Below are 13,860 nucleotides of genomic sequence, written 5' to 3'. Positions count from 1 at the left end.
GGCGTCAAGGCCGCCGACGCCACCCCGGCACCCGGCCGCCCCCGCGAACCCGCCGCCACCGACGGCGAGTTGACCCGCGAGCGGATCGTCCGCGCCGCGCTGGAACTGGCCGACGCCGAGGGGCTGGGCGCCCTCTCGATGCGCGCCGTCGCGGCCCGGCTCGGCGTCTCCGCGATGGCCACCTACCGGTACGTCACCAGCAAGGAGGAGCTCGTGCTGCTGACCGCCGACGCGGCCTTCGGCGAGGCGGCCTACCCCGCCGAGCCGCCCGCCGGCTGGCGGGCCCGGCTGGAGCTGGGCGCCCGCACGCTGTGGGCGCTGTTCCGCCGCCACCCGTGGCTGGCCCAGCTCAGCCCGGTCACCCGGCCACTGGTGCTGCCCAACCTGATGACGCACGCCGAGTGGGCGCTCGCCGCGCTGGAGGGCCACGGCCTGGACGCCGTGACCGTGCTGGACACCCACGTGCTGCTGTACAGCTACATCGAGGGCATCGCGGTCAACCTGGAGCGCGAGGCGCATGCCCAGGCCGCCACCGGCATCACCGAGGACGAGTGGATGGACACCAGGAGCTCCGCCCTCGACGAGCTCGTCGCCTCGGGCCGCTTCCCCGCCTTCGCCCGGCTGATGGCCGGACTGACGGACGGCTACGACCTGGACCTGGACGCCCTGTTCGAGTTCGGCCTGGCCAACCTGCTGGACGGGCTCGCCGCCCGGATCGGGCGGTCCGGCGACACCCGTCAGGGCACGGCCGGCGCGCCCTGACCGGCCTCCCGCCCCCGGAACGCCCGCCGGTACTCGCGCGGTGCCACCCCCACCCGGGAGACGAAGGCGGGCCGCAGCGACACCGCCGAGCCGAAGCCGCAACGGACGGCGACGGCGTCCACCGGCAGGTCCGTCTCCTCCAGCAGCCGCTGCGCCGCGAGCACCCGCTGTTCCAGCAGCCAGCGCAGCGGCGTGGTGCCGGTCGCCTCCACGAAGCGGCGGGCGAAGGAGCGCTCCGACATCACCGCCACCCCGGCCATCCGGCGGACCGTCCACGGGGTGTCGAGCGCGGCCAGGATCTCCGCCCGGGCGCGCGCCAGCGGGTCGTCCACGGCGTCCTCGGGGACGGGGGACGGGATGAACTGGGCCTGGCCGCCGGTGCGGAACGGTGCGGTGACCATGGCGCGGGCGATGACGGCGGCGGCCTGCTGGCCGTGCGCGGCGCGGACCAGGTGCAGGCAGAGGTCGATGCCGGCCGCCACCCCGGCGGAGGTCCAGATCCCCTCCTCGCCGGTGAACAGCACCTCCGGCCGAACGTCCACCGCCGGGTGTCGGCGGGCGAGTTCGGCGGCGAGCGCCCAGTGGGTGGTGGCGGTCCGGCCGTCCAGCAGGCCGGCCTCGGCGAGCACGAAGGCGCCCGCGCAGAGCGAGGCGACGGTGACGCCCTGCGCGTGTGCGGCGCGCAGCGCGTCGAGCACGGCCGGGTCCCGCTGCTCGCGCACGCCCTCCATGCCCGGCACGACGACCACGTCGCAGTCCGCCAGCGCGTCCAGCCCGGCGTCCGGCACCCGTTCCAGGCCGCCGCCGAGCCGCACCCGTGCCCCCTCCGGCCCGCAGACCCGCAGCTCGAAGGCGGGCAGTCCGGGCCTGGCGACCCGGTTCGCCCACACCTCACCGATCACCGCGTAGTCGAACGCCCGTACCCCGTCGAAGATCAGGCAACCCACCGTTCGCATGGCAGGATCGTATCGATGGGTGGCGGCAGCGCCTATCACGGCCGGCCTCCCGGCCGCCGCAGGATGGACACATGACGAACACCAGTGCATTCGACGCCCCGCTCACCCTCGACTCCGACGCCGTCCTGGTCGTCATCGACGTCCAGAAGGGCTTCGAGGACTACGCGTTCTGGGGCGAGCGCGACAACCCCGAGGCCGAGCAGCGGATCGGCGAGTTGATCACGGCCTGGGAGACCACCGGGCGGCCGATCGTGACGGTGCAGCACGCCTCCGCGGCCGGCCCGCTGGTGGTCGGCACCCCGGGGTACGAGCTGAAGGACTTCGTGGCGGCCGTCAAGCCGGACCTGCACATCACCAAGACCGTCAACAGCGCCTTCTACGGCACCCCGGACCTGCACGAGTGGCTCCAGGCGCGGGGCGCCCGGCAGGTCGTGATCGTCGGGATCATCACCAACGTGTGCAACGAGACCACCGCCCGGATGGCCGGCAACCTCGGCTACGACGCGATCTTCCCGGCCGACGCGATGCACGCCTTCGACATGACCGGCCCCGACGGCGTGACCGTCCCCGCCGCCGAACTCGCCCGCGCCACCTCGACGGTGCTGCACGCGATGCGGTTCGCCAAGGTGGTCACCACCGAGGCCGTGCTGACGGCCGCGAAGGCGTAGGCCGGGCAGGCGCAGGCGGGCAGGCGCAGGCGTGGGCGGGCCGCAGACGTGGGCGGGCCGCAGGCCGCGCAGGCGGCGGTCAGCGCGGCCCGATCAGCGCCCGGTACCGCGTCCCCTCCACCGCGTTGAGCAGGACGACGCCCCGCCCCGGCCCGGTCGCCACCTCGTACAGCCGGGCCAACGCCTCGGCCTCGGTGGGCAGTTCGATCCCGAGGGCGGCCGCCGCCGCATCGCGGTCGTCCGCCAGCGTGGGCTCGTCCTCCCGGTACTCCTCGGCCGCCTCGGCGCTCTCCTCCGCCGTGCAGCCCGGGCAGTCCCGCCACCAGGGGACGGTGAGCAGCAGCCGGACCAGCTCCGGCAGGCCGACCGCCACCACCGCCGCGCCGCCCTCGGAGTCGGCGTAGAGCACCGGCCGCTCGTCGCCGCCCTCGCCGCAGAGGAAGTACGTCCCGCCGCCGCCGTCCCCGGCGATCGGCTGCAGCGGCTCGCCGGAGGCCAGCACGACCTCCTCGCAGTGGCCGCGGTGGTCGAGGTCGAAGTCGCCGGGCCAGAGCAGGAAGTCGGCGACGGCGGGGGTGGCCCGGATGCGGGCGAGCAGCGGGGACGACATGGGGGCCAATCTAGGGTCTGTGCCTGACACGTGCTCAGCCCACCCGCTCGGCGAGGAACTGCTCCCAGGTCCGGCGGCCCGTCTCGGCGCCCGCGAGGGTCAGGTTGTCACCCGCCCGGTAGGCGCGGCCGACCTTGCCGGGGACGCGGACCGGCAGCATCGGCCGGCTCTTGCCGCGGGCCTTGAGGTAGCCGCGGACCAGCTCGGCCATCGGGTACACCGTCGGGCCGGCCAGGTCCGGGACGTGGCCGGCCGGCTCGTCCAGCGCCAGTTCGACCAGCCGGGCCGCCACGTCGCGGGCGTCGACCGGCTGCCAGCGGATGCCGCCGGGGGCCGGCACGAGCGGGAGCTTCGCCATCCCGGCCGCCACCTTCAGCGCCAGGTCGTGGAACTGGGCGGCGCGCAGCGTGGTGTACGGCAAGCCCGAGTCGGCGACGGCCTGCTCGGCACCCAGCTTGGCGCGGAAGTAGCCGAGCGGGAGCCGGTCGGCGCCGATCACCGAGATGTAGACGAGGTGCCGCACGCCGGCCCGCTGCGCGGCGCGCACCAGGTTCGCGGTGGCCACGTCGTCGCCCTTGGCGCCGCCGGCCAGGTGCAGCACCGTGCCGGCACCCGCCACCGCGGCGTCGGTGCCCTCGTCCCGGAGCAGGTCGCCGGTCACGTAGGTGACGCCGTCCGCGACCGGGCGGGCGCTGCGGGTGAGCACCCGGACCTCGCGGCCGGCCGCGCGCAGCAGCGGGAGGACGTGGCCGCCGAGGGTGCCGGTGCCGCCGGTCACGAGGACGGGGGCGTTCGCCAGGGGCTCGTTCGTCAGGGGCGCGTTCGTCATGGTCGTCTCCGGTTCGTCCCGGCCGGAAGTTGATCTCCCGGCCTGAGCCGTTAGGTTTCGGGGGCCTGCAGCTTTCGTGGTTCTGCAGCTCTGACCCGCGGCGACGAAGGAATGTGACACGGTGGACGAGAGAGTTTTACCGGCCGGGACGCCGACCGAGCGCTTCGAGGAGCACCGGTCGCACCTGCGGGCCGTGGCGTACCGGATGCTCGGCTCGATCAGCGAGGCCGAGGACGCCCTCCAGGAGACCTGGCTGCGGTACGACCGCACCGACACCGGTGAGGTCGCGAACCTCGGCGGGTGGCTGACCACGGTGATGAGCCGGGTCTGCCTGAACATGCTGCGCTCGCGCGAGCAGCGGCGTGAGGACCCGCTGGAGTTGCGGATCCCGGATCCGCTGCTGGCGCGTGAGGGCGCCGTGGTCGACCCGGAGCAGGAGGTCCTGCTGGCCGACTCGGTCGGGCTGGCGCTGATGGTGGTGCTGGAGTCGCTGTCGCCCGCCGAGCGGGTGGCGTTCGTGCTGCACGACCTGTTCGCGGTGCCGTTCGAGGAGATCGCCCCGCTGATCGAGAAGACCACGGCCGCGACCCGGCAGCTCGCCAGCCGGGCCCGCCGCAAGGTGCAGGGGCAGGCGCCGGCGCCCGACCGGGACCTCGCCCGGCAGCGGGTGGCCGTCGACGCGTTCTTCGCCGCCACCCGCACCGGCGACCTGGACGCGCTGCTCGCCGTGCTCGACCCCGACGTGGTGCTGCGCTCGGACGGCGACGTCGGACGGCTCCGTGGCACGGTGGTGCTCAGCGGCGCCCGGACGGTGGCGGACCAGGCGGTCCTGTACCACTCGCTGGCGCCGTACGCGCGCCCGGCGCTGATCAACGGCGCCGCCGGGGTCGTGGTGATCGGCGCCAACGGCAGGCTGGTCGCGACCATGGCGTTCACCGTGGTGGGCGGCGTGATCGTCGCGATCGACGTGCTGTCCGACCCGGAGCGGCTGGGTGCGCTCGACGTGTCGGCCTTCCGAGACTGAACCCGGCGCCGGTACGCGACCGCCCCCGCACGGCTTCCGTGCGGGGGCGGTCGTCGTCCGCGGGCCGGGCTCAGCCCTTCTTGGACAGGAAGTCGTACGCACCGGCGGCGACGTCGTCCAGGTACGGGCCGGCCTGGAACTTCGGGTCGCCGGTGTGCTTGCCCACCGACACGTTGCTGACCAGGACCGGCTTGCCGTCCCGGACCGCCAGCCAGCCGCCGCCGCTGGAGCCGGCGGTCATGCTGCAGCCGATCACCAGCATCGGCGGGCGCGAGGGCTCGTAGGACAGCCGGCCCGGCTTGCCGCTCTCGCAGCGGTTCAGCTCCATGCCGTCGTACGGCGGGGCGGCCGGGTAGCCGAACTCGCTGATGCTCAGCTGGTCGCGCGGGGCGTTGAACCAGACCGGCAGCGCGCCGCCGACCGTCTCCTCCAGCGACTTGCCGCCGGCCGGGGGCTGCACCCGGATGATCGCGAAGTCGTAGTGGGTGGACGCGTCACCGGTCTTGCCGCCCTCGGCCTTCCACTGCGGGGAGGTGACGGCCTGCGTCCCGGACCAGACGCCGAACGGCGCGTACTGGGACTCGTCCGCCTGCTTGCCGCCGCTCAGCGCGGCGTTGCTGTTGAACGCCGGGATGAAGGTGATGTTGCTGTAGAAGGAGCCGCCCTTGCCCTGGTGGACGCAGTGGCCGGCGGTCCACACCAGGTTGCTCTTGCCGGGGTGGGCCGGGTCGGCCACCACGGTCGCGGAGCACTGGTTGTGGTTGAGGCCGCCCGCGGCGTTCGGGCCGGAGCCCGGCGCGTCGGCGAACAGCTTCCCGTGCACGCCGTACTTGGTGTACGGGTGCTGCAGGGGCTGGGCGTCGACGGTCTTCGGCAGCGGGTCGTTGCCGTTGTCACCCGGCTGGGCGGGCTGGGCCGGCGGCTGCGCGGGCTGGCCCGGCTGCGACGGCTGGGCCGGCGGCTGCGCGGGCTGGGCGGGCGGCTGCGCGGGCTGGGCGGGCGGCTGTGCGGGCTGGCCCGGCTGCGAGGGCTGCGCCGGCTGGGCCGGGGCCTGCGACTTGGGCGGCGCCGGCGCCTGGGAGGCCGGCTGCTGGGTGTTGGACGGCTTCGGCGCGGCCGGCGTGGTCGGGTGCCCCGGCTGGGTGGGCTGCCCGGCCGGCGGCTTGGCGCCGGGCGCCGTGCTCGCGGGTGCCGGGGCCGGCGGCTGGCCCGGCTGCGACGGCTGCGCGGGCTGGCCCGGCTGGGCGGGCGGGGCGGCCGGCGGCGCGATCGGCTCGTCCGGCTTGGCCTGGAGCAGCTTCTCCAGCGTCCAGAAGCCCTTGTTGGCGGCCGGGAGGGCGTAGTCCTTCGCCCACTTCTCCCAGTCCTCGAACTTCCACTTCTTCAGGTCGTCGAGGTTGGCCGGGAGCCCGAGGTTGGGAGCGCCCGCCGTGGCGGCGGCATCGGCCGAGCTGTTGTCCGGCCCGCAGGCCGAGGTGCCGAGCAGGGTGAGCGCGAGCACCGAGGCGCCGAGGGCGGCCCGCGCGGAGCGGGTGGTTCTGGTTGACGACGGCATGAACTTCTGATCCCCCTGTGTGGAAACGCGCGGCGCCGTCAGGGCGGCGCCGCGGTGCGCGGGGGAGTATTCCATTGACCGTCAGGAGCGAACGCACCCGCCCCCGCCGCTGAACCGGCGTCAGCGGCCGACCCTGCCGTCCAACTGCTCGCGGATGATGTCGGCGTGACCGGCGTGCCGGCCGGTCTCCTCGATCATGTGGACCAGCAGCCAGCGCATCGACGGCGCTTCGCCGTCGGGCCGCAGCGAGCGGACGCCGGGGCGGTCCAGGTGGCCGGCCGCGGCGGCGATGACCTCGTTGGCCCGGGCGACCGCCGCCCGGTACGCGGCGACCGACCCGGCCACCGTCTCGTCGCCGGGCGAGGGCGCGTCGTCGTCCCACAGCTCGACGTCGTCGCCCCGGTAGGCCCAGAGGAACCAGTTGAGTTCGACCGCGGTCAGGTGCCGGACCAGCCACAGCAGGCTGGTGCCGGAGGCGACGCCGGGGCGGCGGGCGTCCTCGTCGGACAGGCCGTCGGTCTTGAGGATCACCGCCTCGCGCAGGTAGTCGAGGAAGGTCAGCAGGGTGGTCGGCTCGTCGGCGTTGAGGCCGGGCGGGCGGACGTCGGAGCGCTTGCGCGCGGCGGTGTTCTCGGTCACGCCCGCCACCCTAAGCTCGTCGTCCCTCCTGACGGACCGTCACCACCCCTGGCCGTGCAGCCAGTCGGCGAGGTGGCGGGCGCAGTCGTCGACCGCCTCCCGCCAGGTGTGCACGGCGCCGTCGCCGGCCTCGTCGCTGACGTGCTTGACCAGCCGGACCGGCACCCCGGCCCGGTGGGCGACGGAGGCGACCGCGTAGCCCTCCATGTCGACCAGGTCGGCGTGCTCGGCCAGCCGGTCGCGGGCGGCGGCGGAGGAGACGAAGAGGTCGCCGGTGGCCAGGATCGGGCCCTCGCCCTTGCCGACCACCAGCGGTGCGCCGTAGGTCCGGCCGGTGAGCTCGAACAGGGCCGGGCTGTCGAGGTCGTGCTGGATCACCTGGGTGACCGTGTGGGTGCCCTCCCAGCCGGACCGCAGCGCACCGGCGGTGCCGAGGTTGAGGACCTCGGAGGGGTGCTCGCCCTGGGCCAGCACGGTGGCCAGCGCGGCGGCGGCGTTGACCTTCCCGATCCCGGTGAGCAGCACCGGCAGCCGGTCGCCGAGGTAGGCGGCCTCCTCCCGGACGGCGACGACGACGAGCGGGCGGTCGGCGGAGATCGTTCCCATCAGGCGCATACCGTCATGGTACGGAGGGCACCGGCCCGGCCGGCGGCCCCACGACCCCACGACCCCCACAATCGGACCCCTCCCCTCCGGGGGCCCGGGGAACCGCATAGGGTGCATCCCGCGTCGACCCGTTCGCCGCCCGCCCCGTACCCGGGACGGCCGGCCCAGCACTCTCGAAACCAGGTTCGGAACCGGTGCCCGCCCACGGCACTCGGCGATGCTCAAGATCGGCGCAAGTCGGGTGTGGCCGCGGGGAGCGACGGCCATACTGCTGGCAACGGCCGGGCCCGGTTCGACGGGCCCGGGCCACAGGGGAGGGTGGGGCAGGTGGCGACACCGGTACGAACGGAAGGGCCGGGCGTGGGGGCGCCGGCACGGCCCGGCGGCACGGCCGCCGGCGGGTGGCCCGGGCCGCTGGCCAGGCTCGGCCGGGCCACCCGGACGGCACCGGGCCGGCTGCGGCTGGCCGGGGCGCTGCTGGCGGTGGTCACGGTCGCCTTCGGCACGCTCACGGCCTGGCAGGTGGAGTCCCGGGCGCAGGCCGCGCAGCGCGTGGTCTCGTACAGCCAGCCGCTGAGCCAGGCGGCGGCCGACATCAACCGCGCACTGGCCGACGCGGACACCACGGCGGCCACCGGCTTCCTGCTGGCCGGCGCCGAGCCGAAGGCCGTCCGCGACCGCTACGAGCAGGACCTCGCGACGGCGTCCCGGCTGATCGCCGAGGCGGCCGCGCGGACCACCGCCTCCTCCCCCGCCCAGGGCTGGCTCGCCGCGCTCAACCAGCAGGTGCCGGTCTACGCCGGCCTGGTGGAGAGCGCGCGGGCGAACAACCGGCTGGGCTACCCGCTCGGCGGCGCCTACCTGCGGTACGCCTCCGACCAGATGCGCACCGTCCTGCTGCCGGCCGCCGCCGAGCTCACCGCCGCCGAGAACCGGGAGCTGGCGGACGACTACGCCGCGGCCCGGGCGGTGCCGTGGGCCGCGTACGGGCTGGGGGTGCTGGCGCTCGCGGTGCTGGGCTGGGTCCAGGTGGTGCTGTTCCGCCGGACCAACCGGGTGTTCAACGTGGGGCTGCTGGGCGCGACCGCCGCCGTGCTGGCCGCGGTGCTCTGGCTGACCGTCGCCGGACTGGGGGCGCGCGGCGCACTGCAGGAGAGCGAGCAGAAGGGCGCCGCACCGCTGCGCGCGCTCAACGCGGCCCGGGTGGACGTGCTGACGGCCCGGCTGGCGGAGAACCTGCACTACGTCGCCCGCGGTTCCAGCGCCAAGTACGCCGACCTCTGGTCGAAGACCACCGAGCACCTGTCCGGCCCCGACACCTCCCAGGACGGCCAGGGCGCACAGGCCGCCCAGGGCGCGCAGGACGGCGCCCCGCGGAGCGGCACCCTGGCGGACGCCCTGCGGCTGGCCCCGGCGGAGGCCGAGGGGGCCGTCGCCGACGCCGGTCAGCAGTACCGGCACTGGCGCGAGCAGCACGCCACGGCGAGCAGGCTGGAGCACGAGGGGGACTACCAGGGCGCGGTGGACGCCACGGTGACCGCCAGGGAGGCGGACGCGGCGAAGACCGCCGACGCCTGGTTCAACGGCACCGACCGGCAGCTGGACCAGGCCGCCGGCGCCGAGCTGAAGCAGTTCCGGCGGGCCGCCGAGGGCACCGACGGGGATCTGCGCACCGCCGCCGTGGCGGTCGCGGTGCTGTCCCTGGTGGCGGCCGTCGCGGCGGCCCGCGGCCTCGGCCGGCGACTGGCCGAGTACCGGTAGAGGGAGGGGGACGGACATGAGGCGCAGCAAGACCGTACGGGCCCGGTCGGTGACGGCCGTGGCGCTGCTGGCGTCCTGTGCGGCGGTGCTCGGCACGGGCGGCCCGCAGGGTGCCGTGCTGCCGGTGGCGGCCGCTCGGACGGCGGTGGCGCCGCAGGCGCAGCAGCAGGAGCAGGACGAGCCCTGCGACGTGTACAGGAGCGTGCCGCCGAGCGGTGAGGACGGCCCGGCGGTGAAGGCGATCAAGGCCAAGCGCAGCCTGGTCATCGGCATCGACCTGAACAGCTACCGCTGGGGTGCCCGCAACCCGAACACCGGTCAGCTGGAGGGCTTCGACATCGACCTCGCCAGGGCGATCGGCACCGCGATCATGGGCGACCCGGACAAGGTGGTCCTCAAGTCGGTCCCGACCGCCGACCGGGTCCAGTTCATCAAGGACGGCAAGGTCGACCTGATCGTCCGCACCATGACGATCACCTGCAAGCGCATGGAGGACGTGGCCTTCTCCCGGCCGTACTTCAACATCAGCCAGCGGGTGGTGGTGCCCAAGTCGTCCCCCGCGAAGAACCTCGACGAGGCGCTCAAGGACCGGACCGTCTGCGCGGCGGCCGGCTCCTCGGCCGTCGAAGCGCTGAAGGGCCGTCCGGTCAGACAGCTCGTCACGCCGGAGAACAACCTGGACTGCCTGGTGCTGATGCAGCTGGGCAAGGTCGAGGCGACCATGACCGACGACGTCCTGGCGGCCAGCCAGGCGGCTCAGGACCAGACCGTCCGGGTGGTGGACGGCGAGATCCAGCCGGGCGTGATGGGCGTCGCGATGCTCAGGACCAGCCCCGACCTGACGGCCCGGGTGAACCAGGTGCTCGCCGACTACTACGCGAGCGGCGGCTGGCGCGGCGCGTACGACCGGTGGCTCAAGCCGTACCTGCTGAACGACGCCGACCACTACTGGCCGGCGGCGCATTGACCGGCGGGGGCGCGGACCGCCGCCCGGCGGCCGGCCGGGCGGCCCGGGCCCTTGACGGAGCTTCGAGGACCGGGCCCGCTCCGGGCCCGGTGCCGCAGGCTAGGGTCGGTGACCGCCGTCCCGGGACCGGGACGACCAGGACGACCAGGACGAAGAGGGGGAGACGGCCTTGGCAGCTTCGGCCGGCCCGGTACTGAGCCGGGAGGAGGTGGACCGCGCGCTGGCGCGCCTCGGCGCCGAACGCGACGCGGTCGAATCGGCGCTGCTCTCGCTCCAGGACCACCCGGGCCTGCGGCTGCTCGACGGCGCCGAGCTGACCGGGCGCACCCGGGAGCGCTGGTCCGTCGCCGGGCAGGGCCTGCCGCTGCTCTGGGCGCTGTTCGACCGCTACTCGGAGGCGCTGGCCTCGGCCCGCGCGGTCCGGGCCCGCAAGGCCAAGCCCGGCGCGGCCGAACTCGCCGAGCTCAGCGAGCTGTTGACCGGTGACGCGGTCACCGTGCCCGGCGGCGCGGTGCCGGACGGCCCGCAACTGCTCGGTGCGCCCGCCAAGCTGGTCGAGCGGGTCAGCCTGGACGAGCTGATGGCGCGGATGAACTCCTGGTACGCCACCGTGCTGGAGGTGGTCTGCGCCGCCGACGCCGTCTGGTCCGCGCTGCCGGCCCGGATCGACCTGCTGCTTGCCGAGCTCGGCCGGGTGCAGACGCTGGCCGGCTCGCTCGGCGTGCACCTGGGGAGCCACCCGCTCGGCGACGACCTGGCCGGGCTGGCGGCCGACCTGACCGGGCTGCGGGCCGAGGTGCGCAGCGACCCGCTGGCGCTGTGGCGGCCGGCCCGCGTCCCGGCCCAGCGCGGCACCGTCCCGGACGGCACCGCGCTGGCCACGCCGTCCGGGGTGGTGGACACCGAGCGGTTCGACCGGGCCGGGCGGGCGCTGGACGGCGTCCGGCTGGAGCTGGAGGACCTGCTGCGGCTGCGCGACGACGCCGAGGAGCGGCTGCAGGGCGTCGGCGACCTCCTGCAGCGGGCGGACGCCACGCTGGCCGAGGCCCGCCGGGCGCGCGGCGAGGTGCTGGCGAAGATCGCCGCCACCGAGGTGCCGGCGGTGCCCGGGCCGGCCTCGGCGCTGCGCGAACGGATCGTGCTGGCCCTGGAGTTGCGCCAGGGCGGGCAGTGGCACCGGCTGGCGCCGCTGCTCGACGCGCTGGAGGACGCGGCCGCCAAGGAGCTGACCCGGGCCCGCCGGTCGCTGACCGAGGTGACCCAGCCGCTGGCCGTCCGGGCCGAGCTGCGCGGGCGGCTGGACGCGTACAAGGCGATGGCGGCCCGGCTGCGGGTCGCCGAGGACCCGGAAGTGATCGAGCGGTACGAGAAGGCGCGCTGGCTGCTCTGGAGCGCGCCGTGCGACCTGCGGGCGGCGGCCGCGGCCGTGGCGCGCTTCCAGCAGTCGCTGCGGCCGGCCCCGGCCGGGCCGCCCGGCGGGGGGACGTACGGCGAGGGGCGGCCCGGCGGCGAGCCGGTCGACGGGCAGGCACAGGGACAACAGGGACTGGGGGGCTGAGGTTCATGGGCGAGGCGTGCGCACGGCCGGAGTGCACCGGCGGCGGGACGATCGACGCGGACGGCTTCTGCGACGAGTGCGGGCTCGCACCGGCGGGGACGACGTCCACCAAGACCGGGACCGGGACCGGGACCGGGACCGGGACCGCAGGCGGAACCGCAACCGGGACCGCCGCCGCGGCGGCCGCGGGCCCCGGCGATCCCTGCCCGCGCGACTGCACCGGCACCATCGACCCGGACGGCTACTGCGACGAGTGCGGCCTCACCGCCCCCGGCCCCGACACCGGGATCACCCAGCCGTACGTCCCCTCCGCCCGGGTCTCCCCCGACTCCTCCCGCACCGGCTCGTCCCGCACCGGCTCGGCCCGCTCGATGTCCGGCCGGTCCCGCCCGCACCGCTCGACCCGCACCGGCAGCGGCTCGGTGTCGGTGGTCAGCAGCCGCCGCACCGACAGCGCGGGCACCCGCAGCCGGCTCGGGGCCGGCCTGGTGACGGTGCCCACCGTCCCGGCGGCGGACCCCTCGCAGGCGGTGCTGGAGAACCCGGAGGTGCCGGAGCGCAAGCGGTTCTGCTCCAAGTGCGACGCCCCGGTGGGCCGGGAGAAGAACGGCCGCGCGGGCCGCCCCGACGGCTTCTGCACCAAGTGCGGCACGCCGTACTCGTTCACGCCCAAGCTGCGCCGGGGGGACCTCGTCGGCGGGCAGTACGAGGTGGTCGGCTGCCTGGCGCACGGCGGGCTCGGCTGGATCTACCTGGCGGTGGACCGGCGGGTCAACGACAAGTGGGTGGTGCTGAAGGGCCTGCTCGACACCGGGGACGAGGACGCGCTCGCGGTGGCCGTCGCCGAACGGCGGTTCCTGGCCGAGGTGGACCACCCGAACATCGTCCGCATCATCAACTTCGCCGAGCACCCGGACCTGCGCACCGGCTCCACCGACGGCTACATCGTGATGGAGTACGTCGGCGGCAAGTCGCTCAAGGACATCGCCAACGAGCGCCGCACGCCGGAGGGCCGGCGCGAGCCGCTGCCGGTGGAGCAGGCCATCGCGTACGCGCTGGAGGCGCTGCCCGCGCTCGGCTATCTGCACGGCCGGGGCCTGGTCTACTGCGACTTCAAGATCGACAACGTGATCCAGAGCGGCGACGCGCTCAAGATCATCGACATGGGCGCCGTCCGCCGCTTCGACGACGACGGCCCGATCTACGGCACCATCGGCTACCAGGCGCCCGAGATCGCCACCGAGGGCCCCTCCCCCGCCTCCGACCTCTACACCGTCGCCCGCACCCTCGCGGTGCTCACCTTCGACTTCCAGGGCTACAGCACCACCTACCGCGACGCGCTGCCCGGCCCGGAGTCCGTGCCGGTCTTCGCCGCGTACGAGTCGTACTACCGCTTCCTGGTCCGGGCCACCGACCCGGACCCGGCCCGCCGGTTCGCCTCCGCCGAGGAGATGGCCGACCAGCTCACCGGTGTGCTGCGCGAGGTGCTGGCGCTCCAGGACGGCCGGCCGCGGCCCTCGCCCTCCACCCTGTTCGGCCCGGAACTGCGGGTGGTGGACAGCGAGTTGGTGCAGCCCCCGGTCCGGCCCGGCACGCTGCGGGTCACCGACCTCGACCCGGCCGCCGCCGCGCTGGCGCTGCCCGTCCCCCGGGTCGACCCGGCCGACCCGAACGCCGGCTTCCTGGCCACCCTGCTCGCCACCGACCCGGAGGAGGCGCTCGACGCACTGGCCGGCGCGCCCGCCGACTCCGTCGAGCGCCGGCTGCGCGAGCTGCGCGCCCACCTCGAACTCGGGCGCCACGACGCCGCCGGGAAGGCGCTGGCCGAGAGGGGAGCCTCTCGCACCAGCGAGGGGCTCTCCGATTTTTTTGCCCGTCGACGTCCGTTTTGCGTGTGATGTCGGTCTCGCTTGCCGTCGGGATGG

At 75.2% G+C, this 13,860-nt stretch carries 12 protein-coding genes and 1 pseudogene; 7 read left to right on the top strand and 6 right to left on the bottom strand.

The annotated features are described in order from the left end of the window. On the top strand, positions 1-762 hold a 762-nt coding region (locus tag ABZ885_RS24610), incomplete at its 5' end, for a TetR/AcrR family transcriptional regulator (protein WP_360192473.1). Here ABZ885_RS24610 and ABZ885_RS24605 read toward each other — a convergent pair. After that, positions 738-1,718 carry a helix-turn-helix domain-containing protein gene (locus ABZ885_RS24605; RefSeq protein ID WP_360192470.1) on the bottom strand — a complete coding sequence of 327 codons (981 nt, stop codon included), beginning with the start codon at positions 1,716-1,718 and terminating at the stop codon, positions 738-740. The two genes, ABZ885_RS24610 and ABZ885_RS24605, sit on opposite strands and share 25 nt — an antisense overlap. A gap of 71 nt (positions 1,719-1,789) precedes the next feature. Here ABZ885_RS24605 and ABZ885_RS24600 point away from each other — a divergent pair, with 71 nt between their 5' ends. Further along, positions 1,790-2,386 carry a cysteine hydrolase family protein gene (locus ABZ885_RS24600; RefSeq protein ID WP_360192467.1) on the top strand — a complete coding sequence of 199 codons (597 nt, stop codon included), beginning with the start codon at positions 1,790-1,792 and terminating at the stop codon, positions 2,384-2,386. Between the two features lie 79 nt (positions 2,387-2,465). Here ABZ885_RS24600 and ABZ885_RS24595 read toward each other — a convergent pair whose 3' ends face one another. Together ABZ885_RS24595 and ABZ885_RS24590 are read right to left on the bottom strand one after the other, a co-directional pair. Continuing rightward, on the bottom strand, positions 2,466-2,996 hold the full coding sequence (locus ABZ885_RS24595) for a hypothetical protein (RefSeq protein WP_360192464.1): 531 nt from the start codon (positions 2,994-2,996) through the stop codon (positions 2,466-2,468). 34 nt (positions 2,997-3,030) lie between these two features. Beyond that, positions 3,031-3,825, bottom strand: coding sequence for an NAD(P)H-binding protein (locus tag ABZ885_RS24590; protein WP_360192461.1), 795 nt, complete (start codon positions 3,823-3,825; stop codon positions 3,031-3,033). A 121-nt stretch (positions 3,826-3,946) separates the two neighbouring features. On the opposite strand from ABZ885_RS24590, the gene ABZ885_RS24585 reads away from it, so the two are divergent. Continuing rightward, positions 3,947-4,849, top strand: a complete 903-nt coding sequence (locus ABZ885_RS24585; protein WP_360192458.1) for a sigma-70 family RNA polymerase sigma factor — start codon at positions 3,947-3,949, stop codon at positions 4,847-4,849. A 70-nt stretch (positions 4,850-4,919) separates the two neighbouring features. Here ABZ885_RS24585 and ABZ885_RS24580 read toward each other — a convergent pair whose 3' ends face one another. From ABZ885_RS24580 to ABZ885_RS24570, 3 genes are all read right to left on the bottom strand, one after another. Continuing rightward, positions 4,920-6,404 (bottom strand): hypothetical protein, encoded by a 1,485-nt coding sequence (locus ABZ885_RS24580; RefSeq protein ID WP_360192456.1) that lies wholly within the window; start codon positions 6,402-6,404, stop codon positions 4,920-4,922. A 120-nt stretch (positions 6,405-6,524) separates the two neighbouring features. After that, the gene (locus ABZ885_RS24575) at positions 6,525-7,043 is read right to left on the bottom strand and encodes a DinB family protein (protein WP_360192453.1); all 519 of its coding nucleotides are present in this window, start codon (positions 7,041-7,043) and stop codon (positions 6,525-6,527) included. Between the two features lie 39 nt (positions 7,044-7,082). Further along, on the bottom strand, positions 7,083-7,658 hold the full coding sequence (locus tag ABZ885_RS24570) for a nucleosidase (RefSeq protein WP_360192451.1): 576 nt from the start codon (positions 7,656-7,658) through the stop codon (positions 7,083-7,085). Between the two features lie 351 nt (positions 7,659-8,009). Between ABZ885_RS24570 and ABZ885_RS24565 the strand changes: the two genes are divergently transcribed. The 4 genes and pseudogenes from ABZ885_RS24565 to ABZ885_RS24550 all read left to right on the top strand — a co-directional run. Then, positions 8,010-9,410 carry a hypothetical protein gene (locus ABZ885_RS24565; protein WP_360192448.1) on the top strand — a complete coding sequence of 467 codons (1,401 nt, stop codon included), beginning with the start codon at positions 8,010-8,012 and terminating at the stop codon, positions 9,408-9,410. 16 nt (positions 9,411-9,426) lie between these two features. Next, entirely contained in the window at positions 9,427-10,377 is a 951-nt protein-coding gene (locus tag ABZ885_RS24560) for a glutamate ABC transporter substrate-binding protein (RefSeq protein ID WP_360192445.1), read from the top strand. Positions 10,378-10,546: 169 nt separating this feature from the next. Continuing rightward, entirely contained in the window at positions 10,547-11,935 is a 1,389-nt protein-coding gene (locus ABZ885_RS24555; protein ID WP_360192442.1) for a hypothetical protein, read from the top strand. Between the two features lie 5 nt (positions 11,936-11,940). Then, positions 11,941-13,758, top strand: a pseudogene (locus ABZ885_RS24550) (serine/threonine protein kinase); the annotation flags it as partial. Positions 13,759-13,860: the final 102 nt, after the last annotated feature.

This window comes from Kitasatospora sp. NPDC047058 (genome assembly GCF_040643935.1).
GTDB lineage: Bacteria > Actinomycetota > Actinomycetes > Streptomycetales > Streptomycetaceae > Kitasatospora.
This window is presented reverse-complemented; position numbering and strand designations above follow the sequence as displayed.